The sequence below is a fragment of the Pontibacter sp. E15-1 genome (assembly GCF_022601975.1).
Classification (GTDB): domain Bacteria; phylum Bacteroidota; class Bacteroidia; order Cytophagales; family Hymenobacteraceae; genus Pontibacter.
The window spans coordinates 69,300-95,351 of the sequence record NZ_JAKVIR010000010.1; the positions used below are offsets into that span (position 1 = coordinate 69,300).

Genomic DNA, 26,052 nt, shown 5'->3' on the forward strand with positions numbered 1-26,052 from the left:
CAGGGAGAGGTACCTGTATGGTTTTGAGGGTGAGGAGAGTTCAGAAGGGGAAGTTATAGTGTAGGATTGTTCGGCGCGCAAGATGGAAGACTTAGGAAGATGCAGGGAGCAATCCATTTAACAATTTAGCGATCAACAATAAAAAACTAACAATCAACCACACAAACAGTTGATGGATTTTATACTCAGTAGTCTCATTTTTACACCCTTGCTGGCGGCACTCATTGTGCTGCTGCTGCCTGCGCACCTGCAAAAGCCCATGAAGGCGGTGGCGCTGTTGGGGGCACTGGTGCAGATGGGACTGGCTGTTCTCCTTTATTCCCGCTTCGACGGAGGTGCCTTTGCCAACGGGCAGCAGGGCTACCAGTTTGTGGAGAAGCTCTCCTGGATCGGGTTCTCGCTCGGCAACCTGGGGCGCTTTCAGATCGATTACTTTGTCGGGGTAGATGGCATCAGCATCAGCATGGTGCTGCTCACGGGCATTATCGGCGTTATCGGCGTCATCTCCTCCTGGACGGTCACGCAAAACGTGAAGGGCTATTTCCTGCTCTACCTCCTGCTGCTCACCAGCGTGATGGGCTGTTTTCTCGCGCTCGATTTCTTCCTGTTTTACCTCTTTTTCGAGTTTATGCTGCTGCCCATGTACTTCCTGATCGGGATATGGGGAGGGCCAAACCGCGAGTACGCTTCCATTAAGTTTTTTATTTATACCCTCGTGGGGTCGCTTTTTATCCTGATCGTGATGATCGGCCTTTATACCTCGGTGGTAGACCCGGGGGCCACGGCATTGCAGCTTGGGCTGGCAAAGGCGGGCGTAGACGCCTCGCCGGAAGCGTTGCGCCAGGTGCAGCAAATGCTCCAGCAAAACGCCATTGAGAGTCAGGACCTGGTGCATACCTTCAGCATTCCGGCGATGATGGAGGCAGCCAATTTCCTGCCCGACAGTTTACTGCATGTGTTGTCGGGGGTGCGGCTCTGGAACCTGCCGGTGCGCTTTATCGCGTTCCTGCTGCTCTTTGCCGGTTTCGCCATCAAGGTGCCGGTTGTGCCCGTGCACACGTGGCTGCCCGACGCGCACGTGGAGGCACCCACCCCGATCTCGGTGTTGCTGGCTGCCATCCTGCTGAAAGTGGGCGGCTACGGCCTGATCCGAATCGTGTACCCTATCTTCCCGGACGGCGCGGCGTATTTCTCGGTGCTGGTGGGTGGCCTGGGCGTGCTGTCCATCCTATATGGGGCCCTGAACGCGCTGGCCATGAACGACCTGAAAAAGCTGATTGCCTACTCGTCGGTGTCGCACATGGGTTTTGTGCTGCTGGGCCTGGCCTCGCTCACCACCGAAGGCGTGAACGGGGCGGTATACATGATGTTCAGCCACGGCATCATCTCCGCCATGCTCTTCCTGGTGGTTGGTGTGATCTATGACCGCACGCACGACCGCGTGATCCAGAATTTCCGGGGCCTGGCCACCGTCATGCCAGCCTATACCACCTTTGTCGTGATCGCGTTCTTCGCCTCGCTTGGCTTGCCCGGCTTCTCCGGTTTTATATCCGAGTTGCTGGTGCTGGTAGGGGGCTTCAGTGCACCAGAGGCCACGGGCATGCTGCCGCGCTGGCTCACGGTGGTAGCCGTATTCGGGCTATTGCTGGCGGCAGCCTATTACCTGTGGGCGCTGCAGCGCATGTTCTTTGGCAAGTTCTGGATTTTTCCGGGGCTGCGCGAGCAGGCCAACCTGTCTGACCTGAACCTTCGGGAATACCTGATGCTGGTGCCCCTGGCCCTGCTGGCGTTGCTGTTTGGCATCTTCCCGCACCTGCTGCTCGACAAGACCGGTATGGCGGTGAACGGTTTCACGGAACTGATGCTGCTGAATGGGCAGGAGCAGCTCAACATGGTTTTATCCTCCATCCTACGCTAAGTGAACGATCAGGCAGCATACCTCTCCCAAACCATCGACGCCATTGTGTCGGGCACAGGTGCCCTGCTGCCCGAGTTGCTGCTGGCCTGTTTTTTCCTGCTGCTCGTTACCCTCGATCTCTTTAAATCACCTGCCATCAAGCGCCTGCTCCCGTGGCTGACCCTCTCCGGGCTTTTTGCCGCGCTGGCCGTTCAGGTTGTGGGCGGATACGATGTTGGGCATGCGGCTTTCCTAAACCTGCTGCTCTCTGACGGCCTGGCGCGGTATGCGGGTATACTGTTCAGTGCGGCCGGTATCTTCACGGTGCTGCTGTCGCTGCAGAACAAGCAGCTGGAGCATCTGACGCAGGGGAAAGGCGAATACTATGCCCTGATTCTTATGTTGGTGCTCGGCTTGAACCTGATGGCCAAGTCGGTGAACCTGCTGATGGTCTTTATGGCCATCGAGACCGTTTCCATCGCCTCCTACATCCTTACCCTCACCCTGAAGGAAGAAAAGCGCGCGGTGGAGGCCGGTCTGAAATACGTGCTCTACGGCGCGCTCTCGGCGGGCGTCATGCTGTACGGCATGTCGTTTTTCTATGGGATCACGGGCTCGCTGCACTATACCTCCGACGCCTTCGGGATGGCGCTGCTGCAGGCCGACGGGCAATTGCTGACGGTGGCGGCGGTGCTGGTTTTCGCCGGGTTTTTCTTTAAGATCGCGGCGGCACCGTTCCATTTCTGGGCACCGGATGTATACCAGGGAGCGCCCATGCCGGTGGTGGCGCTGTTTTCTACAGGGCCTAAAATGGCGGGCATCATTGTCATTCTCCGGTTCGTGGCCAACTTCGCAGACCCGCTGGCATACCCCGACGTGCAGCTTTTTCTGGGCATTTCCGCCCTTGCCACCCTGCTCATCGGAAATTTCACGGCGCTCTGGCAGAAGACACCCCGCAGGCTGCTGGCCTACTCGTCGGTGTCGCATGCGGGCTTTTTGCTGGTGGGCCTGTTGGCTTTCGGCACCCCTTACCAATTGAGCGTCCTGTTCTATCTCACGGTGCTGCTGTTCATGAACTTCGGCGTTTTCCTGTTTCTGCAACTGTCAGAGGATACGTTCGGGGTGCAGGAACTGGAGGATTTCGGGGGGATGGGGCGCGCGCACCCCTACGTTGGCATCATGGCGCTGCTCTTCCTGCTTTCGCTCACCGGTTTGCCTCCGCTGGCGGGTTTTATGGGCAAGCTCCTGATTTTCAGCAATGTTTGGGAGGCCTATACCCTGAGCCAGAATGCCCTGTTGCTTTGGTTATTGGCGGCAGGTGTTTTGCTGACGGGCGTTGCCCTCTTCTATTATATCAGGATACCCTTTCACCTTTTCTTCAAAGGGAATTTTAAAGCGCAGAATTTAGTTATTCCACTATCGTACAAATTGCTGTTAGCACTGTTTGCCCTGCCGCTGCTTGTCTTGTTCTTCAAACCAGACCTGTTGCTTGCCTGGATAGAACTACTGCTTCAGATACCATAATTTAATAGCCCCCATGAGCGACGCTATAAAGCACGAATGCGGTATTGCCTTAATCAGGCTCCGAAAACCAATTGAATATTACGTGGAGAAGTATGGCACTCCAATGTATGGTATCAACAAGCTTTACCTGTTGATGCAGAAACAACACAACCGGGGCCAGGACGGTGCCGGTGTGGCGAGCATCAAAATCAACGCCCTGCCCGGCATCGAGTACATCAGCCGCTTCCGCTCCGTTAAGACCCGTGCCATCGACAGCATTTTCGGCAAGATCGGCAAGGAGTATAAAACCCTGAAGGAAGACCACCCCGAGCGGGCCGACGACACGGAGTGGGTATGGGAGAACATGCCTTTCCTGGGGGATGTGTACCTGGGGCACCTGCGCTACGGCACGCACGGCGGAAACACCGTGGACAACTGCCACCCGATGGTGCGCGAGAACAACTGGCGCAGCCGCAGCCTGGCAGTGGCCGGTAACTTTAACATGACCAACGTGGATGAGCAGTTCCAGAAACTGCTTGAACTGGGCCAGCATCCGAAGCAGAAAACCGACACAATTACGGTGCTCGAGAAAATCGGCCATTTTCTGGATGAGGAGAACCAGCTGAAGTTTGACGAGTATAAAAAGGGCGATTATACCAACAAGGAGATCACGCGGCTGATTGAGGAGAACCTCGACCTGCAACGCGTGCTGCGCCGTGCCTCCCGCGACTTCGACGGCGGCTACTCTATGGTGGGCCTGACGGGGTATGGCGCCTCTTTCGTGCTCCGCGACCCGAACGGCATCCGCCCGGCCTATTACTACATGGACGACGAGGTAGTAGTGGTGGCCTCTGAGAAGCCCGCCATCAAGACAGCCTTCGACATTGACTACAGCGAGATTAAGGAGATTAACCCCGGCTATGCCCTGATTGTGGACAAAGCCGGAAACCCGAAGCATATCCAGGTGACCGAGCCGCGCGAGAAACTCTCCTGCAGCTTCGAGCGGATCTATTTCTCCAGAGGCAACGACCCGGAAATTTACAACGAGCGGAAGAACATGGGCAAGCTGCTCTGCCCGCAAATTCTGGACGCCATCAATTACGACCTCAAAAACACGGTGTTCTCTTACATCCCCAACACAGCCGAGACCTCCTGGCTGGGGATGATGAAAGGCATTGAGAGCCACCTGCGCGATTACCGCAAAAAAGCCATCCTGAACCAGAACCTGACCGAGGAGCAACTGGACGATATCCTGCAGTTTAAGCCCCGCGCCGAGAAGCTGGTGATCAAGGACGTGAAGCTACGCACTTTCATCTCCGACAACGACAGCCGCGACGATCTGGTGACGCACGTGTATGACACCACGTATGAGGTGGTGAAAAAGGGCATCGATACCCTGGTCGTGCTGGACGACTCGATTGTGCGCGGCACCACGCTGGAGAAGAGCATCATCAAGATGCTGGATAAGCTGGAGCCCAAGAAGATCATCATCGTGTCGTGCGCGCCGCAGATCCGGTACCCCGATTGCTACGGCATCGATATGTCGCGCATGAAAGAGTTTGTGGCCTTTAGGGCGTTAATGGCTCTCCTGAAAGATCGTAACCTGTACTTTAAGGCAGAGGAGGTATACGAGAAGTGCGCTGCGTTTGCGGGCACGCCCGCTTTCAAGGAGTCGAACTACGTGCAGGAACTGTACGATATGTTCACTGCGGATGAGCTTTCGGCCAAGGTATCTGAAATTGTGAAGGCCCCGGATGTGAATGCCGAAGTGCAGGTGATTTACCAGCGCATCGAGGACCTGCACCTTGCCTGCCCGAACCACAAAGGTGACTGGTACTTTACCGGAAACTATCCTACCCCCGGCGGTACGGGCGTTGTGAACCGTGCTTTCATGAACTTTATGGAGAATAAGCTGGCCAGGGCCTATTAGAGCATACCTATTAAAAGTGAATTTTTCTAGAGCGCCTGCTCTGACACATGTCAGGGCAGGCGCTTTTTTTTGTGCGAAATAGTGATAAAAATGATCTCAGTAAAATTGTTTTATTTATTTGAACTATAAAAAGTTTTGTCAGGTTTAGACTCTATAAATTATTGATAAAGTTAAAAATAACTTCAAAATCATATCTTTTATACCTAAGCCAAATTGCACTAATGAACAAACTTTTTACGCGGGTGAGCCATGTAGGTATGGCTTTGTGCCTGAATGCAGCACTATTTTCTCAGGCTTCACTGGCCCAGGTGAGTATGGAGAAAACCAAGACCAGTTACGCACAGAATTTCGATGCGTTGCCTGCCACAAAAGACGGGGTATGGGAGAACGGAACCTCCACTTATCTGGACGGTTGGTATGTGCAGCGCACCAAGTCAACCAACAGCATTGCCATCAGTCCCGGTAATGTCGTCGCGGGAAACCTATACAGCTTTGGCGCAACTGGCTCTTCTGAGCGTGCGTTAGGCGCGCAAAGCTCTCTGAACGCCGGGGAATTTGCCTGGGGCTTGCTGTTGCAGAACAACACGGGAGGCACCATCAATTTTATCACGGTGAGTTTTTATGGCGAGCAGTGGCGCATTTCCAACAAGACTGCCGGCGAGCACAGAACCTCTTTCTATTATGCTGTCAGCAGCGACAAAGCCTCTTTCAAGCTTTCTCCCAAGTCAGACGACGGCTGGATCCCATACCCGGATCTGGATTTCAAAAGCCCGCATTTTTATACGGAAGGGAAGGCCCTGGATGGCAATGCGGCTGCAAACCGCAAATTTCTGTCGGCTGTTCTGGCCGTGAATATCCCCAACGGGCATTATATGATGCTGCGCTGGAAAGACTGGGATGATTTGGAGGCAGACCATGGGCTGGCGATTGATGACTTCGCCATGACCTGGAGTGTGGAGGAAGCTGATGCGCCAGCTGTGGTGCTGCCTGTGGAATTGGCACGTTTCACTGCCTATAACAGAGGCGCCGCCGTGGTGCTGGAGTGGCTCACAGCATCTGAAAAGAACAACGATCACTTCCTGATTGAGCGCAGTACAAACGGGCAGACCTTTGATGGAATAGCGAAAGTAGCTGGCAAAGGCACCACCAGCCAGGAAACTTCCTACTCCTTTTCGGATATGCAGCCTCTGGATGGAACAACCTATTACAGGCTGAAGCAGGTGGATGGCGACAGTAGCTATACCTATTCGCGGGTGGTGGCCGTGGAGCGGGCAGCAGGCGTAGCAATTACCAAAGTATACCCCACGGTTACTTCTGATTATCTGCAGATAGATCTGGCACAACCGGATGGTATGAAAGAGATGCTTGTGCTGGATATGGTGGGGAAAAGGCTGATCCGGCAACCGCTCAATTCCGCCATACTGCAAGCTACGGTAGATGTCCGGAATTTAGACTCAGGAACGTATGTGCTGGTATTGCTGGATGAACAAGGAAAAAGAAAGACAACGCGCTTTTTGAAAAGGTAAACGCGCTATATATACACCAAAAAGGAAGGCCATGCTATTTAGCGTGGCCTTCCTTTTTAGAAATTGTCTGGTATAAAACTTATACCGAGAAGCTGTCGCCGCAGCCGCAGGTGCGGGTAGCGTTTGGGTTGTTGAAGTAAAAGCCTTTACCGTTCAGGCCGTCAGAGAAATCGAGCTCTGTGCCAGCCAGGTATAAAAAGCTTTTCATGTCCACTACCACTTTCACACCTTTGTCCTCAAACTCCTGATCCATGGGTTTCACCTCGTCATCGAAGTCCAGGTTATAGGAAAGGCCTGAGCAGCCACCACCGGCAACAGAAGCGCGCAAGCGGAATGTGTCGTCCAGCGCAGCATCCTGCTTCAGCTTTATTACCTTTTCTTTTGCTTTATCTGAAACTGTGATCATAACATCTGTGATTTTAGGAGACTGGGTTCAGCACCACACTAAACACAGTGATGGTGTTGACGTCTCGGCCATAGTATAATTTATCGAGTGCCTCATACATATTGCGTGCCCTAAAGTAAGAGGTGTTCAGCTCCTTGTTGTCGCGCGATATCCATTGCACGGTATAGGAGCTCTCCTCGTCGCGGTAATTCTGCACGTATGCCAGCATTTTGCGCAGGGCTTCTACCCGGTCGTAGCCGATCTCTGAATGAAACAGGAACGATTGGTGGTGACGCGGATTTACCGTGATCAGGTCGAGGCGCTCTTTGTTGTCAATATGCCTGAATTCAAAAAGCAGACTGTTGCCGCTTATTCCTAAGTGGCTTTCAATCTGCTTTTGAATGCGTGCACTCTCAACGTGCACATCGGTGTTGTTTGACTCCATTGAGTCTACTGTCTTAGTGGTGCGATTTCGGCATTTCCAAAGCAGGAAGGCCGTTCTTTACTCTATAGTCGTTGATAGCAGATTTGATAGCATCCTCAGCCAGAACAGAGCAGTGAATTTTTACCGGCGGCAGAGCCAGCTCTTCCACAATGGCCATGTTGTCAATAGTCAGGGCCTCGTCCACAGACTTGCCCTTCAGCCACTCTGTAGCCAAAGAAGAAGATGCGATAGCAGAGCCGCAACCAAATGTCTTGAACTTAGCGTCTGTGATGATCTGGTTCTCGTCTACCTCGATCTGGAGGCGCATTACGTCGCCACACTCAGGGGCGCCAACAAGGCCAGTACCCACACTTGCTTTAGATTTATCAAGCGTGCCCACGTTACGCGGGTTGCTGTAATGATCAATTACTTTATCTGAATAAGCCATAGCTGTATTTTAATTACGAATTACAAATTATGAATTTACAATTATGAATTAGAAACTACGAAGTCGGCTTTACCAGCACAATTCGTAATTTCTAATTCGTAATTATTAATGTTCCGACCACTCGATAGAGTTCAGGTCGATGCCCTCTTTGAACATCTCCCATAGCGGGGATAGTTCACGAAGCTTGGCAACAGCCTCTTTTACGTGACCGATGGCGTAATCAATCTCTTCGTCTGTAGTGAAGCGGCTGAGGCCGAAACGCAGGGAAGAGTGCGCCAGGTCATCGCTCAGGCCCAATGCCTTTAGTACGTAAGATGGCTCTAAAGAGGCTGATGTACAGGCAGATCCAGAGGAAACGGCCAGGTCTTTCACGCCCATCATCAAGCCTTCACCTTCTACATAGGTAAACGAGATATTGGATACGTGCGGCAGACGGTGCTCAACAGAGCCGTTTACATAAGACTCTTCAATTGTCGTCAGTTCTTTCTCCAGGCGGTCGCGCATGGCGGAGATACGGGCCGTGTCTGAGGCCATGTCCTGCTTTGCCAGCTCGGCAGCTTTGCCAAGACCAACAATACCCGGTACGTTGAGTGTGCCGGAGCGCATGCCGCGCTCGTGGCCACCGCCATCCATTTGGGCAGTTACCTTTACACGTGGGTTCTTACGACGCACATACAAAGCGCCTACACCTTTCGGGCCGTACATTTTGTGTGCCGAGAAAGCCATCAGGTCAATGCCATCCGCTTCAACGTCCACCGGAATTTTACCTACCGCCTGCGTAGCATCTGTAAAAAACAGGACGCCATGCTTCTTAGCGATAGCAGATATGTCACGAATTGGCTGAATCACACCCATCTCGTTATTGGCATACATGATCGAGATAAGGATCGTCTTGTCCGTGATCGCATCCTCTAGTTCTTTCAGGTCAATCAGGCCTTCTCTGTTCACCTGCAGGTAAGTTACCTTCCCGCCGATTTTCTCAATGTGCTTGCAAGTGTCCAGTACCGCTTTGTGCTCAGTGGTAACCGTAATGATATGGTCGCCTTTCGAAGCATACATTTCGTACACCCCTTTAATTGCCAGGTTGTCTGACTCTGTGGCACCAGAGGTAAAGATAATCTCTTTTGGAGAACAGTTGATCAGCGCGGAGATCTGCTCACGGGCATAATCTACGGCTTCTTCAGCCTGCCAGCCAAACGCGTGGTTGCGAGAAGCTGCGTTACCGAACATGTTTGTCATGTAAGGCAGCATAGCGTCAAGCACACGCGGGTCTAATGGCGTAGTGGCATTGTTGTCCAGGTATATAGGTAGTGTAAGCATAGCACTGTTTTATCTATTTATAGTCTGTTTTGTAAACAGTTGAAAGAAATTATTAGTTTTGAATGCAACGCAAAATTAATAAAAAAACCTTACTTAGACTAATTACAAATTGAAAATGCGCAACGTAGAACATATAGGCATCGCCGTGAAAAATTTCAGCGAGGCAAACGCCCTATATTTTAAACTTCTGGGGGTAGAACCATATAAGGCAGAGTTTGTTCCTTCGGAGAACGTAAACACCTCTTTCTTCAAAGTTGGCGACACAAAGATTGAGCTGCTGGAGGGAACCTCCGAGGACAGCGCCATCACAAAATTCATCCAGAAGCGGGGAGAGGGCATCCATCACATCGCCTTTGAGGTGGAGGATATACTCCAGGAGATGGAGCGCCTGAAGCAGGAAGGGTTTACGCTGCTAAGCGAAGCGCCAAAAAAAGGCGCAGATAACAAGCTGGTGTGTTTCGTGCACCCCAAGAGCGCCAACGGTGTGCTGATAGAACTGACGCAGGAGATTAAATAGATTGTTAGTTGTTGATGGTTAATTGTTTTGTGGTTTAGAATGACTCGTATTCCGTAATATTCTGAAACAAGTATAGCGAACAGGTAATTTTGACTATCAACTGACTACTAACAATCACCTATTAATAACTTTCAATCAACAATTAGAATGAAACAGCTCATAAATGCAGTGCAGGCGGCAGAAGAGGAAGTACTGCTGGGCAACGTGATTTTATACCCCACCGATACTGTTTGGGGCATTGGCTGTGATGCGGAGAACATAGCGGCAGTGCAAAAAATCGTGAAGCTAAAGGAACGCAACCCATCCAAAGCCATGATTCTGCTGGTGGCCGACCAGCAAATGCTGCTGCATTACGTGCAGGCGCTGCCAGCCGATTTTGAACATGTGGCCGAAGAGCAGGAACGCCCCACTACCTATGTTTTCTCTAACCCGAAAAATCTGCCGAAGGAGTTGCTGGCAGAAGACGGCACCGTAGCCATTCGTGTAACCAAAGACCCGTTCTGCCACCGCCTCATCCGGCAGATAAGCAGGCCTTTGGTGTCCACCTCTGCCAATATCAGCGGAGAGCCCGCGCCAAAATCGTTCGCAGACGTATCCGAGGAAATAAAGACGCGGGTGGATTATATAGTGAACTGGCGACAGGAGGACGCGATGGATGCACAGCCTTCCCGCATCGTCAAAATCAACCCGGATGGAGGCCAGCAAGTGCTGCGCGATTAGGTGTGCAGGGTCTGATGCTGTTCTGCCATACCGGGTATAGCAGGTGGCATAGACACCTTAAAGGGAGCTTATCCATACCTGCATCATACCTAACGCGACTAGACTATACATACCCAATGCCCGTTCAAGACCCTTTCTGCACGATTGAAAGCCCTGTATAGAGCCGTTGGTTTGTAATTCGGGACTTGTAATTCGTAATTGAAAAGGTATTCCCTTAATTTTACACCTCAGGCTGCGCCACGGCTGCCTGAGGTTTTTTTATTTTAAAGATGGATAAAGCAGAACTCCCGGAGCACCCTATATTTAATGTGATAGCTGAAGCAGCAGCCGAACTGGGCACCGACGCCTATGTGATCGGTGGGTTTGTGCGCGACCTCGTGCTCAAGCGCCCCTCCAAGGATATAGACATTGTGTGCGTGGGTGATGGCATTGCCCTTGCGGCGATGGTGGCCCAGAAACTGCCACATCGGCCTAAAGTGGCCATCTTTAAAAACTTCGGGACGGCCATGCTGCGCGCCGATGAGTGGGAGGTGGAGTTTGTGGGCGCCCGCAAGGAGTCGTACCGGGAGCACTCGCGCAAGCCGGAGGTGGAGCAGGGCACGCTCGACGACGACCTGAAGCGGCGCGACTTTACTATCAACGCGCTGGGCATCAGCCTGAACAAGCAGAATTACGGTGGGCTGATTGACGAGTTTGGCGGAGTAAAGGACATGAAGCGCAAGATTATCCGAACGCCCCTGGAGCCGGGCATCACCTTTTCGGACGACCCGCTGCGCATGATGCGCGCCATTCGATTCGCCTCACAGCTTGGCTTCGACATCGACCCGGATACCTTCGACGCCATCACGGAAAACAAGGAGCGCATCAAAATCGTGTCGCAGGAGCGCATCACCGACGAACTGAACAAGATCATCCTTTCCCCAACCCCGAGCTACGGCTTTAAGCTGCTGTTTGTGTCGGGGCTGCTGCAGCTTGTCTTCCCGAAAATGACGGAGCTGCAGGGCGTGGAGACCATAAACGGAAACTCGCACAAAGACAACTTTTACCATACCCTGCAGGTGCTCGACAATGTGGCACAGGTGTCGGATGACCTTTGGCTGCGCTGGGCGGCCATCATGCACGACATTGCCAAGCCCGACACCAAGCGCTACTCGCCCAAGGTAGGATGGACGTTTCATGGCCACGAGGACCGGGGCGCGCGCATGGTGCCCAAGCTGTTTAAAGACCTGAAGCTGCCTTTAAATGAGCATATGAAACTGGTGCAGAAACTCGTGCGACTGCATCTGCGTCCCATTGCGCTGGTAAAGGACACGGTAACCGACTCCGCCATCCGGAGGCTTCTGTTTGAGGCCGGGGATGACGTGGATGCCCTGATGGCACTTTGCCGCGCCGACATCACCTCCAAAAACGACAACAAGGTAAAACGCTACCTGCAGAATTTCGACAAGGTAGAGAAACGGCTAGTTGAGGTGGAGGAAAGCGATAAAATGCGCAATTTTCAACCTGTTATTACTGGCGAGGTGATTATGGAGACCTTCGATCTGAAGCCCTCCAAAACCGTGGGCGAGCTAAAAGAGGTGCTGACAGAGGCGATACTGGAAGGGAAAGTGCGAAATGAGTTTGACGAAGCCTTCGCCTACCTTTTGGAAAAAGGCAAGGAAATGGGGCTTCGCCAAGGGCACTCATCAAACAACTAAAACAAACCTCATTTAGAAGGGAAACGCAAGCATTAGCAATTTAGTATATTAGTTTTATTTTGTACTAGTGGCGGGTATAGGTATGGCGGGCTTTTAGTTGGCTATTGCCCGCCATATAGTATAGTGTAAGGGTGCAGTGTCTTTAGCGTCGTTTAACGCTGCTCGGGCCGCTGCTGTCGATGACAGTGTCGGAGGGGTTGCCTTTGTAGGTGATGCGGCTGGCCCCGGAGGCCTGGGCGCGAAGCTTGGTGGTGGCGTATACCTCCGCCACGCTGGCACCTGTCACGTCGGCATCCACCGAGGTGGCCTTCAGATCCTCGGCATCCACCATGCCGGCGCCTGTGGCATCCAGCTCAAAGTTCTCGGCCTGGCCTCTAAACTCGCTGATGCACGCTCCGGAGATGTCTACCTTCAGGTTGCGCACGTTCAGGTCGGCGATGGACTTGATGGCCCCGGAAAAGTTGAGGCGCAGCTCGTCGGATTGGATGGTGCCAATGTCGGCCTTGATGGCGCCGCTCAGCTCAATTTGGCGGAAATCGGGAGCCACGATCTGGATCAACACTGGGTTGTGCTCGAACAGATTAATGTCTTTTTCGGTGTAGCCGATGCGCAACTCCTGCCCCAGCTTCTCCACTTTCGTGCGGCGCAAGCCTTTGTCATCGCTCCGCACGCGCACGCTGTAGCTATTGCCCTGCAAAAGTTGCACATGGTATGGCCCACTCACGTTTACCTCACTGAAGTTGTCAAAGTCGAAGGATTTGCTGTTTTTGCTGTATTCGTCGTCATCTAGCAACACGCTGCCACGCAAAACGTTTTCCCTCAGGTCCATGCGGAGGCTGTTTTCGTCGGGTTCGTCTGTGTCCAGGGTGTCGGTGGCGCAGGTAAGGCACTCGAGCTGGTTGCCGTTTGCCTGCCAGGTGTTGCGCACAATCTTATCGGTGCTGTAGTTCTGGGCAAACGAGGCGCTCGGCAGCAAGTAGGTGAATCCGCGCGTCAGGCGCAGCGGCTTGTTCTGCGGCAGCACGATGGTAATACTCAGCTCCTGATGGCGAAACTTGGCGTCTCTCTTAAACTCGTAGTTGTTATCGAAGCGCAGCACAGAGTCCTGCTGTAGCACCCGGTACGAGATCATGCGGGCATTTTGCTTGGCCTCATCCTCTGTGCGGCCCTTTGCCTCGGCGCGCTGAATGATCTCCACGTTGCTGCCGCTGTGGCCCCGCACATCAAAGTAAACCCGATATTCGCCTCGGTTGGTATCATATGAATCCAGGGTATTGGTATCATATGCATCCAGGGTAAGGGTGCTGTATGGAGCCACCGGTATGGTTTTGGAGGTGATCACTTCGCCGGTGCGGCGGAAGTTCGTGGTATGCATGCCGATGGTGGCGGCCATCGTAAACAAACTCACCAGCCATACCCCAAACATCGACCAGCCTAGTATCGGGCGCAGGAAGATGCGCTTCACGAGCAGGCTCACTGCCAGTATGATCAGTAACAGAAGCGGAATCATCCCTACAAAAAAACCTGCCACCAGTCCGAGCCTGGGAAAGCCCCCGAGAAGCACGGAGGCCGGAAAATCACCTAAAACAAGATATTGAGACTCATCAACTAAACCAAGGGCAACAAAAAGTGTGGAGAACAGGGCGATGGTCAACCCGATGGATACCACCAGCAGGATAACGCCCGCGCCAATCCGGATCGCCGTAATCAGGAAAGCCAGCAATGGCCCCAGGGCAGTGCCAAGCCAGCTGAAGAGCTGGGAGATCAGGCGGATAGGCAGCAGGATAACTTTTGCCAACGGTGTTTCCTCCCCGTTGCTGTCCTTCATGTTCAGGTTGTCTTTCAGGGTCTTCTCTATACCCACCAGTGTCACGGGGTCGCCCTGCATCTGCATGCGCTCCGTCAGGGTAACGGCTTCGGGCATTGACACCCAAAGCACGATATAGGCGATCACGCCAAAGCCGCCGAGAAAGATCGACACCAGAAACAGGATGCGCACCACAGACACGTCGACACCGAAGTATTTGGCGATACCGCTCGCCACACCGGCCAGTTTCTTGTCTTCCGGGTCGCGGAACAGCTTTTTGGCGTTCGTCTCGGGCAGCTGGGCGTTCTCGGGCATGGCAATCCAGAGCACCACATACAGCACAACGCCCATTGCGGCGGAAATACCTGCCGAGATGATGCCCAGCAGCACAAACAGCACGAAGAACAGCCTGATCCAGAGCGGGTCGACGTTCAGGTAATTGGCCAGGCCAGCCGACACGCCCGCGACCACCTTGCGGTTAACGTCGCGGAATAGCCTGCGAGGGCCGGCGGAGGAAGTATCGGAAGTGGTATAGGTATCGTGCGGCGCGGAGGCGCGCGGCCCGGCTTGCGGGTTGGGGATTTCCTCTTCCATAGCACCCAGCACCTCAAAATCCGAAACACTGCCCATGCGCGCCGTCAGGTACTCCACGTCTTCCTTGGAGATAACCTGCTTGCCCGGAGAGAGCCGCGCGGAGAAAATCTCGGCGATGCGCGCCTCGATGTCCTCTACGATTTCCTCGTGTCCTTCATAAGTAGAAAAATAGGTTCTGATGGAGGCAAGGTATCTGCTGAGCTGCTCATAGCCATCCTCTTCGATATGGAAGATGATGCCTTGCAAGTTGATGCTTATGTTCTTTTTCATAATTGCTGCGCTTTCTTGTTTTGGATAATGTAATCAGTGGAGGCAACTAGGTCGGACCAGGTTAGGCGGAGCTGCTCTAAGAACTCGCGTCCGGTATCGGTAAGGGTATAGTATTTGCGTGGCGGCCCCGAGGTCGACTCTACCCAGTTGTAGTCGAGAAGCAACGCGTTTTTGAGGCGGGTGAGCAAAGGGTAGAGCGTACCCTCCACAACGATCATCCTGGCCGCTGTCAGCTCTTCCAACATATCGGACGCATATACTTCACCACGAGAGATAATCTCCAGGATGCAGAACTCCAGAATTCCCTTCCGCATCTGCACTTGTGTGTTTTCTACTTTCATGATGATTCCGTTATAATGTTGAGGCAAATATATAATAAGGTACTATGTAACGCAAGGTACTGTATAAAAATAATTACGCTTGTTTGCCATATTAGTTGGCTTGGTCTGGGTTTATCTTTATTTATCAGTATTTTTGAATATAAATTTATTGCCTTGCACGACAACTAAAATGCCTAATGCTGTGTTGCTGCGGTAATTAAGGGCTGTCAGCATGGTTTTGAGCGATATCAAAAGAGTACATTTTTATTTTTTTCGGATGCAATCCCCTAAACGCTTTTATAAGATGAGATTTGCCTTTATGGCCGCGCTAATGCTTTTGGTCTGGTCGGCGGCCACGGCGCAGGTGGCCACACCTAAGTACAGCAATGAGTTCCTGAACATTGGCGTGGGAGGGCGGGCGCTGGGTATGGGCAATGTGCAGGCGGCCATTACCAACGATGCCACCGCCGGCTACTGGAACCCGGCAGGCTTGCTGCGGCTCCAGAACAAGTATAATGTCAGTCTCATGCACTCGGAGCTTTTCGCGGGCATCGCCAAAAACGACTTCGCCAGCTTTGCCATGCCCCTCGATACCAACAGCGCCCTGGCGGTTTCCGTCATCCGGCTGGGTGTGGACGATATTGCGGACACGCGCCGCCTGCAGAACGAGTATGGCTATATCCAGTACGACAGCATCCGGTTCTTTTCAGTGGCCGATTATGCCATGCTGTTGTCTTATGCCCGCCGCAGCAACCTGGTGCGTGGCCTGACGCTGGGAGCCAGTGCCAAAATCATCTACCGCAATGTGGGCGAGTTTGCCAATGCCTATGGCTTCGGCGTGGACGCGGGGGCGCAGCTGCAGCGCGGCAACTGGCAGTTTGGCCTGATGGCCAAGGACATTACCACCACCTTTACCGCCTGGACGCACAACGTGGAGGCCCTCGAAGAGGCCTACCGGCAAACCGGGAACGACCTGCCGGAGAACACCGCAGAGCTTACGTTGCCGCGCGTGGTGCTGGGCCTCGGGCGAACGTTTGATGTTACCGACAAACTCTCTGCCCTACTGGCCGCTGACCTCGACTTTACCTTCGACGGCAAACGAAACGTGTGGCTGAAGTCTGACGTGGTGTCCATGGATCCGCATGTGGGCCTGGAACTGGCTTATGCCAGTACCGTTTTCGTGCGGGGCGGCATCAACAACTACCAGGAAACCACAAGCTTTGATGGAAGCACCGCCAAGCGGCTGCAGCCTAACTTCGGCGTGGGTATAAAAACGGCTGGCCTTAGCCTGGATCTGGCCTTGTCCAGGGTAAACAATAGCGAGAGCAATGCGGTGGGCGGCACCAACACCTCCTCTGTGATTGTCTCTCTGGCATATTCATTCGATAAATAACAACAGCTTCGCGAAAGCCCCTTAGAATTACAATAGTATATGATGAAGCGACTTTTACTTGCCTTTTCTTTGCTCCTGTCCGTTTTTGCGGCGGGCAGTGCGCAGGCGCAGGAACTGTACGGAAACGAATGGATTGATTACTCCAAAACCTATTACAAGATCAGCGTTGTCAACACAGGCATGCACCGCCTCAGCTACGGGTTTCTGGACAGTCTGGGGCTGCGCAGCGTGAACCCCCAGCACTTGCAGCTTTTCCGCAGAGGCAAAGAGGTGGCTGTATACGTGGCCGGAGAGGCCGATGGCAGGCTGGATGGCCAGGACTACGTGGAGTTTTACGGAGAGCGCAACGACGGAGCTTTAGATAGGGAGTTGTACAAAAACCCCGACCACCAGATACACCAGCTCTACAGCCTGTATACCGACACCGCTGCCTATTTCCTGACGGTGAACGCAGCCGGCGGCAAGCGCATGCGCGAGTCTAACCCAGCAGTTACCGGGCGCACACCGGAGCCATACCACCTGCAGAAGGCGGTATACGTAAACGCCGACCGCTTTAACTTTGGGAAGTTATATGATGCAAATAATAACCTGACACGGATGCCATGGATGGATACTGGAGAGGGTTATTTTTCACACTACTCCATTAACCCCAGGAACTATGAAATCACTGGCATCCTCAATGTAGAGCAGAGCGGCCCCAAGCCTTTCTTAGAATACGCAACAGTAGGTGCCGATCAGGAATTTCATAAGCTGAATGTAAATGTGCTTGCGCCTACAGGCTCGAGAAACATCGGCTATTTTGAGTATGACTTTTCTGCTTTTGCCCGGGATCGAAAGAAAGTAGAGTTCTCTGATATCACTGCGCAGGGTAAGTTTATCCTTCAACTTGTTCCTGTTAAGGCGGCCTCCGGCAACAATAGGGTGAGTTTTACTTACGGTGTGCTGACCTATCCACAGAAGCCGACGTTTGTTGGCGCGGCCATGTCCATTTTCACGGATTCAACAAGAGGAGCCAGCCCATACTATAAACTTGCTGGCACGCCAGCCACTGCTGTCGCCTACGATATCACGGACCCATACGTTCCGGTTCGGGTGGAAGGGGGCACCGATGGTATAGGAAAGGGGTTTGTGGTTGAAGTTCAGGATGGCCGAACTCATAAATTGTTTATCTCGGATAGTACCAGGCCTTTCAAACCTGCAAAGGTAGGTAGAGGCGGAGTAAGGTTTAGATCTATTGATCCCAATGTATATAATTATATTGTCTTGACTAACAAACGCTTGATGAAGGTAGTAAGCGGCAGCCAACTGCCAGCGCCGCAAGCGTACGCTGCCTATCGTGCGTCGGCTGCGGGAGGAGGGTATGACACAGTGCTATTCAGCATGGAGCAGGTGGTAAACCTGTTTCACTATGGGGAATTCTCTTCCAATGCCATCCGCCGGATGGTGCGGTATATGGGGACTTCTACCCGGGCTCCGCAGCTGTTCATAATTGGAAAAGGAGTAAGGTACGCTGATCAAGATTACTATTTTACACATTATCCAGGGAAATTCAGTTATTATCAAGTTGGAGCGCGACACCCGAAGGTATATGAACTAGACCTTGTGCCAACAGGGATAGTGCCCTCATCCGATATTGTTTTCTCTGCCGATTTCAGGAACAACTCCTATGTCCCCAGAGTACCTACAGGGAGACTTTCCGTCACGAAGCCAGAGGAGATCATGGCTTACCTGAATAAGGTGAAAGAGTATGAGGCGGCGGGCGAGGGAGAAGCCTGGCGCAAAAACGTGTTGCAGTTGGGCGGCGGCAAAACCACCAGCGAAATCAACCAGATATCAAATTACCTGAAAGATTATACCCGTATTGCGGAAGGGCCTTTGGTTGGCGCCCATGTGGTAGAGAAGTACAGGCAGAATGTGAGTGAGGTTGTGGAGACAATTAACGTGTCTGAGCAAATCAACAAAGGCATCTCGTTGCTTACCTTCTTTGGGCATAGCTCACCGGGCACCACTGACCTGGACATCGGTTATGTCTCAAGCGCTGTCAACAATTACAATAATAAAGGGAAATACCCCCTGATGCTGATGAATGGATGCAATGCCGGAAACGCCTTTGTGCCCAATTATATCTCTTTCGGGGAAGACTGGCTGAAGACACCCGACAAAGGCGCAGTTTCACTGATCGCGCACGTGGACGTGGGGTATCCGAATTACCTAAACCTGTACTCGAACTATTTTTATAATGTTGCCTTTCAGGAGCCGCAGTTTTACGGCACCACACTGGGTGAAGTGCAGAAGGAGACCATCCGGCGCGTGACACAGGTAACAACCAGCGACCTAGCCACGGCGATGGTTTTGGAAATGGCACTCCAGGGCGACCCGGCCCTGAAGCCATATAACCCAAGCAAGCCAGACTATGTGCTGAAAGAAAGCGGCTTTGAGCTGACAGGGTTGGACGGAAGCCTGGTGACAGCCTCGGCAGACTCCTTCAAGATAAGCTTCGATGTCGATAATCTGGGCAAAGCCATCACCGACCCAATTTATATTACGGTGAAAAGAAAGCTGGCAGACAACACTGTGCTGCTGCAGGACAGTATGCAGGTTGATGCGATTATAAAGGGGAGGAGAGTGACGTTGAAGGTGCCAAACAAAGGCGTTACCGCCTTGGGGATGAACACTTTTGAGATCACACTGGACGGGCCCAACGCAGTGGAGGAGCTGAATGAAGACAACAATACCGTTAGCTTCCAGCACTTCTTCCCGATAAGCGGCCTGGCCACGGTATACCCTGCCAACTATAGCATTGTGGGCGCAGCCAACGTGAAACTGGCTGTGCAGGCCACCGTGCTGCGCGACAACCAGAACTTCTATTTTGAACTTGACACCACCAGTGCCTTCAATAGCCCGCTCCGCCGGTCTCAGACGGTGGCCAACACCATACTTCCCGTGTGGGAAACAACGCTGCCCGTCACTTCTGTTGATAGCGTGGTGTATTACTGGCGCGCCCGTTTTACCGAGTACGAAGCCGGGGAAGACACCATCTGGACGTCAAGCTCTTTCAGGCATGTTTCCGGCGCGAAGGGAGGATGGTCCCAAAGTCATTATGCGCAGCTGCAAAGCGTGAAAACAACGGGCTTAGACTCACTGTCTGCCCAAAACAGAAATTGGCAATTCTCCCCGATCAACACGCATCTCAGCATCAAAACGGTGGGCGGGAATACCCGGTTTGCAGACTCACCTTACGGCCTGTTCCTGAATGAGGTCCAACAGTTGTGGGGGCCTTGCGGCAACCCGACTGGCAGTGCCCTTTCCCGCATCTACCTGGTCGTTTTTGATAAATATTCCCTTGAGCCTGTTACGACATTGCCCGGCATAAGCTTTTGTACAGATATCCCGTTTTTGTTTGATACCGGAGACTTGTCCAAAGCGGCAAACGTCACGAAGCTAAAAAACTTTTTAGGGGCTGTGCCTGACGGATACCATGTGGCTGCCATCAGTATAAACAAGGTGCCCTTCAGCACTTTTCCGAGCGATGTGAAGGCCGCGTTCCGAAGCATTGGCTCTGCCTTGATCGATAACCTGGTAACGGGGGCTCCTTTTGGCATCGTGGGGCGCAAAGGCGCGGCTGTGGGAACTGTGGAAGAGAAAACAGCCGCTGTGGACGACCCCACGCCGGTTGCCTCCCAGAGCATTTCCATGGATGTTACGCTTAACTCTACCAGGGCTGCCGGTACGCTGACTTCTGTGGCCATAGGACCTGCGCTCCAGTGGGGAACGCTATACCACAACATCGAGAAGTACAAGGGTGGGGACGATCGGTATAAACTGGGCGTAATCGGCATTGACACACTGGGCAAAGAAACGCTGCTGCTCCCTGACGTTGATAAAAAGGCCATGGACCTTGCCGCTATCGATGCAAGCGTATACCCTAATCTGAGGCTTTCTGCTTTTGTGTCGGACTCTACGGCGCGATCGGCCCCTCAATTAAAAGAGTGGTTTGTGTACTACGAAGGCGTGCCCGAGGGTGTCGTGCGGCCAGACCTTGTGAACGTGAACAGTGAAATACTGACGGCGCAGGCCGCGAGAGGAAATATCTCGCTACCCATGGCTTTCCAAAACATCTCGCAGACAGCCTTCCGCGACTCAGTGGTGGTGGAGGTAAACGTTACGGGTGATGGCATTCAGCCAACAGTGACGCGGTTCAAGATTAAGGCAGTGGAAGCCAATGAAACGGTCATGTTTACCTACGATATGCCTACGCTAGCGCTGGACGGTAATTACAAGGTCAGCCTATACGTGAACCCGAGGGTGCAGCCGGAGCAGCATTACTTTAATAACATATACGAGGTAGGGTTTAGCGTGAAGTCGAAGCTGCACCCGGTTATGGATGTGGCGTTTGATGGGGTGCACATCCTGGACGGCGACCTGATTTCGCCGAGCCCGCTGATAAGCGTGACGGTGAAAGACGAGAACCAGAATGTTTTTCTACAGGATCCTGCGTCCATGTCGCTGATCCTGATCACGCCAGAAGGGCAGGAGCAGGAAGTGTCGCTGCTCAACAATCCGCAGGAGGTAAGCTATACCGTGGCCACAGCACAAAACGATTTCAGGCTGGAGTATAAACCCACGAAACTGCTGGATGGCAAGTATGCCATGGAGGTGCGCGCGCGCGATGCGTCTGGCAAGGCTTCGGGCATATCGCCCTACCGAATCGGCTTTGAGGTGGTGAGCGAGGCGAGCGTCACGAACTTTTACCCGTTCCCGAATCCATTCTCCACCAAAACCAACTTCATCTTCACGCTAACCGGCAGCACTGTTCCGGAGCACATGAAAATCCAGGTACTGACCGTGACCGGCAAAGTGGTGAAGGAAATAATGAAGGAGGAACTTGGCCCGCTGCGCATTGGCAACAACAAGACGGAGTATGCCTGGGATGGCACCGACACGTATGGCGACAGGCTGGCGAACGGCGTATACCTATACCGCGTGGTGATGAGCAAAATCGACGAGGAAATGAAGCACCGCAACACCTTCGGCGATAAAGCCTTCAAGAACGGGTATGGCAAGCTATACATCCTGCGGTAACAAACCCATCTCTGGATAAAAAGGAAGGGGCAGCCGTCGTGGCTGCCCCTTCCTTTTTATCCAGAGATGAACCTGAGCCCGGTTTTATTTTCGACGGAGCTTGAGGAAAGTATAGCTGAACTTGTTTTTGTCATCCGGCGCATGGTGCTCTTCCTCCACGGTTTCCCATACGGCCTCATCCAACTCCGGGAAAAATACATCGCCCTCAAAGGTATGATGCACCCGCGTCAGGTAAATCGTGTCGGTAAGTGGCAGTGCCTGCCGGAAAATCTCCCCTCCGCCGATAATACACACTTCCTCGTCCAGCTGTTTTGCCTGTGTGAGGCCCTCCTGTAGGGAGTGCGCCACCAGACATCCCTCCGCTGCGAAATCCGGCTGCGAGGTGACGATGATAGAGGTGCGGCCGGGCAGGGGCTGGCCAATCGACTCGTAGGTTTTGCGGCCCATCACCATCGGGTGCCCCATCGTGATTTGCTTAAAATGCCGCAGGTCGGCTGGGAGGTGCCAAATCAGCCCATTGTCTTTCCCGATGACATTGTTCTCGGCAGCGGCTACAACGATTGCTATCATATGAATGGTTATCTGGTTGAATGGTTGGATGGTTAAATGGTGATTTAAGGCCGGTATAGCTGGTGGTTGCGGTGCCTGCTTGTGGTATAAAAGCGGTATATATGAAATCTATATAGCCAATTTCAGTTAGCAACTACAAATCAGTTATGTAGCCATCAGGCAATTTAACAATTAAAGAAATTTGTACCCCCTTAGCAAGTCCTGCACCGGCATCCGTTTCTTGCCTTCCATCTGCAGGTCATGCAGGGCCAGGGCACCGGCAGCGGTCTGCACGTGCAGGAACGTTTTGTTGTCCGTCTGGATCTGGCCGGGTGCCAGGGCATAGGCCGTGTTCTCCAGCACCTCCGCTTTGAAAATCTTGAAGGTTTTACCGTTAAGGCGCGTCCAGGCGGCAGGGTATGGGCTGAGGCCCCGGATAAAGTCGCGCACCTGATGGGCTGGCTGGTTCCAGTTGATCTCGCAGGTGTCTTTAAAGATCTTTGGCGCATGCCTGGTTTCGGTGGATGTAACCTGCGGCTGTGGCTGCACCTCGTTGCGTTCGATGGCCTGCACCGTGCGCAGAGCCAATTCTGCTCCGGTATACTTCAGCTTCTCATACATCGTCCCAAAGTCATCTTCTTCCAAAATCGGCACGCGCTCCTGGAAAATCAGGTCGCCGGTATCGATCTCGTGCTTGAGGAAAAAGGAGGTGACGCCAGTCTCATTTTCGCCGTTGATGATGGCCCAGTTGATGGGGGCCGCCCCGCGGTATTGCGGCAGCAGCGAACCGTGTATGTTGAAAGAGCCCAACTCCGGCATCGCCCATACCACTTCGGGCAGCATCCGGAAAGCCACGATGATTTGCAGGTTGGCTTTATACCCGCGCAGCTCGTCCAGGAAAGCCTCTGATTTCAGGTTGGTGGGTTGCAGCACCGGGATGTTTTGCGCCATGGCGTACTCCTTCACCGGCGATTGCTGCAGCTTTTGGCCACGGCCTGCGGGCTTGTCCGGGGCCGTGATGACTGCCACCACGTTATACTGATGCTCGACAAGTGTTTGCAGGGTAGGCACGGCAAAGTCGGGCGTGCCCATAAACACGATGCGTAAGTCTTGTTTCATGGTTAATTCTTTTCGGGGTATAGCAGATACTGCTTACGGAGGTTCTTGTAATCCGAAAGGGCAGGCTCCCAACTGGCGCGGATCTCAGCCTCTGACTTGCCTGCCTTAATCTGCTCACGCAGCTGAGCGGTACCCGCCAGCTTCTCGAAAAAGCTGTTGAAGAACTTGTCTTGCTCGGTTGATTGCTTATACATCTTCAGCAGGTATGCCAGCGTGAAGGGCTGTGCCTTAGCGGGTGCTGTCAGGTTCATGCCATAGCATACCTGCCCTTTGTAGGGAGGATTCGTGGCGCCGGGGGTACTTTCCGGGGTAAAGGAATACCCCTTGTCGGTGTAGTAGGGGCTTCCGATCACCTGAAAAGGCGTGGGCGTTCCGCGCCCCACGCTCACGTTGGTGCCCTCAAACAAACAAAGCGAGGGGTATAGCGTAATCGCCTGCGCGTTTGGGAGATTCGGGGATGGCTTTACCGGGAGGATATAAGCCGTGTTGTGGGTATAATTTGCGACGGGCACCACCGTCAGGTCTGCCTGCCGCTGGCCCTCCAGCCACTTCTCGCCGTTTATCATCTCCGCCAGCTCGCCCACTGTCAGGCCGTGCACGATCGGGATGGGGTGCATGCCCACAAACGACTGGTGCGCTTTCTCCAGCACCGGTCCGTCCACGTAATGCCCGTTGGGGTTTGGGCGGTCCAGCACCAGTATGGGCTTCTTGTTCTCGGCGGCGGCCTCCATCACGTAATGCATCGTGCTGATATAGGTATAAAAGCGCACGCCCACATCCTGAATGTCGAACACGAGCACATCCAGGTTCTTCAGCTGCTCTGCCGACGGTTTCTTGTTTTTGCCGTACAGCGACACGATAGGCAACCCGGTGCGGATATCTTTGGCGTCTTTCACGTGGGCGCCGGCGTCAGCCTCGCCCCGAAACCCGTGTTCCGGTGCAAAAATCGTGACCACGTCCACGCCCCGGCTCAATAAGGTATCCACTAAATGCGTTTGGCCTACCACTGAGGTCTGGTTGACGATCAGGCCCACGCGCTTGCCTTTCAGTTGTGGGAGGTATAGCTCAACTTGCTCGGCCCCAGTCTGTAATGGCTTTGCCTTTTGCGCGGCAATCGGTTCAGGCTTGGGGGTTTCCAAAACCTGAACTGGCTGTGTGGCAGTGTGGGGAGCTTGCTTTGGGGCGCAGTTGCCGAGGGCAAGCAAAATGGAGGTGAAGAGTAGAAGCATGGGCTGTGTCATAGTCATGAGGCAGAAGTCAAAATTCATACCTATCTTTAAGGCTGTTAAGAAACAAGGCGAGTGAATATCTCCAGATACATATCCGATAAAATCTCAGAAGTGCAGGCCGGCTCGTTTACCTCGTCGGTTACAAAAATAGCAATAATCAGCATAGCTGCGGGCATTGCGATCATGATCGTTTCATTTGCCATTCTGGATGGCTTCCGCGATGAGATCAGGCAGAAGATTTTTTCGTTTGGCGCGCACCTGCAGGTGAGCCGCTATGACACCAACAACTCCTACGAGGGTGCGCCGATCAGCATGAACATTGGCGTGACCGATTCTATCCCCGGCATCCAGAAAATTCAGGCCTTTGCCCGCAAGACTGCCATCATCAAAACCGAAGACGAGGTGCTGGGCGTGGTGCTGAAAGGCGTGGGGCAGGACTACGACATGAGCGCAATGAAGCAGAACCTGCTGGCGGGCGGGCTTGTCTCGTATTCCGACACGGCATCATCCAAAGAAGTGCTCATCAGCCAGAGTGTGGCCAATAAGCTGCACCTGGGGGTTGGCGACGAGGCGATTTTCTACTTTATCCAGAACCCGCCGCGCGCCCGGAAGCTGCAGGTGAAAGGCATTTTCAACACAGGGCTGGAGGAGTTTGACGAAGTGTTCGTGATCGGGGATTTGAAACTGGTGCGCGAGCTCAACAACTGGCCCGACACGCTGGTGGGCGGTGTGGAGATTGTGCTGAAGGATTTTGACCAGATTGACCAGACGGCAGACCAGGTGTTCGACCAGATGCACTACGACCTGCAACTCGAAAAGATAACGGACCGGCACGCGCAGCTGTTCGACTGGCTGAAGCTGCTCCGCAAAAACGTAGTCATCTTCCTGGTGCTCATTATTTTCGTGGCCTCGTTTAACATGGTGTCTACGGTGTTTATCATGATCATCGAGCGCATCAACATGATCGGTGTGCTGAAGGCCGTAGGTGCGACCGACGCGCAGATCAGGGAAGTGTTTTACTTCCGCGGCCTCAAACTCACGATCAAGGGCCTGATCTGGGGCAACGTGCTGGGCCTGGGCTTTTGCGCTATCCAGTATTACTTTAAAATCATACCCCTCGACCCGGAGAACTATTACATGGACCGCGTGCCGATCAGCTGGAACCCAGGCATCATCATTGGGCTGAACGCCATCACGCTGCTGCTCACCATGCTGGCCATCCTCATACCTGCCGCCATGGTTTCCCGCATCAAACCCGTCAAGGCGATCAAGTTTGATTAGGTGAAGAATTGTTCAATTGCTGCATTGTTGAATTGTTAGTT

19 protein-coding genes are annotated in these 26,052 nt (G+C 53.1%); 10 read left to right on the top strand and 9 right to left on the bottom strand.

Features of this window, described 5'->3' with window-relative positions:
* The first annotated feature begins 172 nt into the window (after positions 1-172).
* From MKJ04_RS08555 to MKJ04_RS08570, 4 genes are all read left to right on the top strand, one after another.
* Complete coding sequence (locus MKJ04_RS08555) at positions 173-1,918, top strand: NuoM family protein (protein WP_241641177.1); 1,746 nt, start codon at positions 173-175, stop codon at positions 1,916-1,918.
* Positions 1,919-3,421 carry an NADH-quinone oxidoreductase subunit N gene (locus MKJ04_RS08560; protein WP_241641178.1) on the top strand — a complete coding sequence of 501 codons (1,503 nt, stop codon included), beginning with the start codon at positions 1,919-1,921 and terminating at the stop codon, positions 3,419-3,421.
* A gap of 13 nt (positions 3,422-3,434) precedes the next feature.
* The gene (locus MKJ04_RS08565) at positions 3,435-5,330 is read left to right on the top strand and encodes an amidophosphoribosyltransferase (RefSeq protein ID WP_241641179.1); all 1,896 of its coding nucleotides are present in this window, start codon (positions 3,435-3,437) and stop codon (positions 5,328-5,330) included.
* Positions 5,331-5,551: 221 nt separating this feature from the next.
* On the top strand, positions 5,552-6,856 hold the full coding sequence (locus tag MKJ04_RS08570) for a T9SS type A sorting domain-containing protein (protein ID WP_241641180.1): 1,305 nt from the start codon (positions 5,552-5,554) through the stop codon (positions 6,854-6,856).
* Between the two features lie 79 nt (positions 6,857-6,935).
* Here the strand turns inward: MKJ04_RS08570 and MKJ04_RS08575 are convergent, their stop codons facing one another.
* The 4 genes from MKJ04_RS08575 to MKJ04_RS08590 form a co-directional block, all read right to left on the bottom strand.
* Positions 6,936-7,262, bottom strand: a complete 327-nt coding sequence (locus MKJ04_RS08575) for a HesB/IscA family protein (RefSeq protein WP_241641181.1) — start codon at positions 7,260-7,262, stop codon at positions 6,936-6,938.
* Between the two features lie 13 nt (positions 7,263-7,275).
* Positions 7,276-7,686 (bottom strand): hypothetical protein, encoded by a 411-nt coding sequence (locus MKJ04_RS08580; protein WP_241641182.1) that lies wholly within the window; start codon positions 7,684-7,686, stop codon positions 7,276-7,278.
* Positions 7,687-7,699: 13 nt separating this feature from the next.
* Positions 7,700-8,113, bottom strand: coding sequence for a Fe-S cluster assembly scaffold IscU (iscU, locus tag MKJ04_RS08585; protein ID WP_241641183.1), 414 nt, complete (start codon positions 8,111-8,113; stop codon positions 7,700-7,702).
* 105 nt (positions 8,114-8,218) lie between these two features.
* On the bottom strand, positions 8,219-9,433 hold the full coding sequence (locus tag MKJ04_RS08590; RefSeq protein ID WP_241641184.1) for an IscS subfamily cysteine desulfurase: 1,215 nt from the start codon (positions 9,431-9,433) through the stop codon (positions 8,219-8,221).
* A gap of 115 nt (positions 9,434-9,548) precedes the next feature.
* Here MKJ04_RS08590 and mce point away from each other — a divergent pair, with 115 nt between their 5' ends.
* From mce to MKJ04_RS08605, 3 genes are all read left to right on the top strand, one after another.
* Complete coding sequence (gene mce, locus MKJ04_RS08595) at positions 9,549-9,950, top strand: methylmalonyl-CoA epimerase (protein ID WP_241641185.1); 402 nt, start codon at positions 9,549-9,551, stop codon at positions 9,948-9,950.
* A 147-nt stretch (positions 9,951-10,097) separates the two neighbouring features.
* Positions 10,098-10,670: an L-threonylcarbamoyladenylate synthase gene (locus MKJ04_RS08600; protein ID WP_241641186.1), complete on the top strand. Its 573-nt coding sequence runs from the start codon at positions 10,098-10,100 to the stop codon at positions 10,668-10,670.
* 269 nt (positions 10,671-10,939) lie between these two features.
* Entirely contained in the window at positions 10,940-12,367 is a 1,428-nt protein-coding gene (locus MKJ04_RS08605) for a CCA tRNA nucleotidyltransferase (RefSeq protein WP_241641187.1), read from the top strand.
* 142 nt (positions 12,368-12,509) lie between these two features.
* Here the strand turns inward: MKJ04_RS08605 and MKJ04_RS08610 are convergent, their stop codons facing one another.
* Complete coding sequence (locus tag MKJ04_RS08610; RefSeq protein WP_241641188.1) at positions 12,510-15,038, bottom strand: PspC domain-containing protein; 2,529 nt, start codon at positions 15,036-15,038, stop codon at positions 12,510-12,512.
* Positions 15,035-15,379, bottom strand: a complete 345-nt coding sequence (locus MKJ04_RS08615; protein ID WP_241641189.1) for a PadR family transcriptional regulator — start codon at positions 15,377-15,379, stop codon at positions 15,035-15,037. The genes MKJ04_RS08610 and MKJ04_RS08615 overlap by 4 nt, the downstream gene beginning before the upstream one ends.
* A gap of 283 nt (positions 15,380-15,662) precedes the next feature.
* Here MKJ04_RS08615 and MKJ04_RS08620 point away from each other — a divergent pair, with 283 nt between their 5' ends.
* Together MKJ04_RS08620 and MKJ04_RS08625 are read left to right on the top strand one after the other, a co-directional pair.
* A complete protein-coding gene (locus MKJ04_RS08620) occupies positions 15,663-16,751 on the top strand; it encodes a PorV/PorQ family protein (protein ID WP_241641190.1) in 1,089 nt (362 codons plus the stop codon).
* 39 nt (positions 16,752-16,790) lie between these two features.
* The gene (locus MKJ04_RS08625) at positions 16,791-21,833 is read left to right on the top strand and encodes a C25 family cysteine peptidase (RefSeq protein ID WP_241641191.1); all 5,043 of its coding nucleotides are present in this window, start codon (positions 16,791-16,793) and stop codon (positions 21,831-21,833) included.
* 84 nt (positions 21,834-21,917) lie between these two features.
* On the opposite strand, the gene MKJ04_RS08630 is transcribed toward MKJ04_RS08625, so the two are convergent.
* The 3 genes from MKJ04_RS08630 to MKJ04_RS08640 all read right to left on the bottom strand — a co-directional run bounded on the left by MKJ04_RS08630 (position 21,918) and on the right by MKJ04_RS08640 (position 24,769).
* On the bottom strand, positions 21,918-22,403 hold the full coding sequence (locus tag MKJ04_RS08630; RefSeq protein WP_241641192.1) for a dihydrofolate reductase: 486 nt from the start codon (positions 22,401-22,403) through the stop codon (positions 21,918-21,920).
* 171 nt (positions 22,404-22,574) lie between these two features.
* Entirely contained in the window at positions 22,575-23,501 is a 927-nt protein-coding gene (gene fmt, locus MKJ04_RS08635) for a methionyl-tRNA formyltransferase (RefSeq protein WP_241641193.1), read from the bottom strand.
* 2 nt (positions 23,502-23,503) lie between these two features.
* Entirely contained in the window at positions 23,504-24,769 is a 1,266-nt protein-coding gene (locus MKJ04_RS08640) for an exo-beta-N-acetylmuramidase NamZ domain-containing protein (RefSeq protein ID WP_241641194.1), read from the bottom strand.
* A 33-nt stretch (positions 24,770-24,802) separates the two neighbouring features.
* Between MKJ04_RS08640 and MKJ04_RS22860 the strand changes: the two genes are divergently transcribed.
* Positions 24,803-26,011, top strand: coding sequence for an ABC transporter permease (locus tag MKJ04_RS22860; RefSeq protein ID WP_241641195.1), 1,209 nt, complete (start codon positions 24,803-24,805; stop codon positions 26,009-26,011).
* The last annotated feature ends 41 nt before the right edge of the window (positions 26,012-26,052 follow it).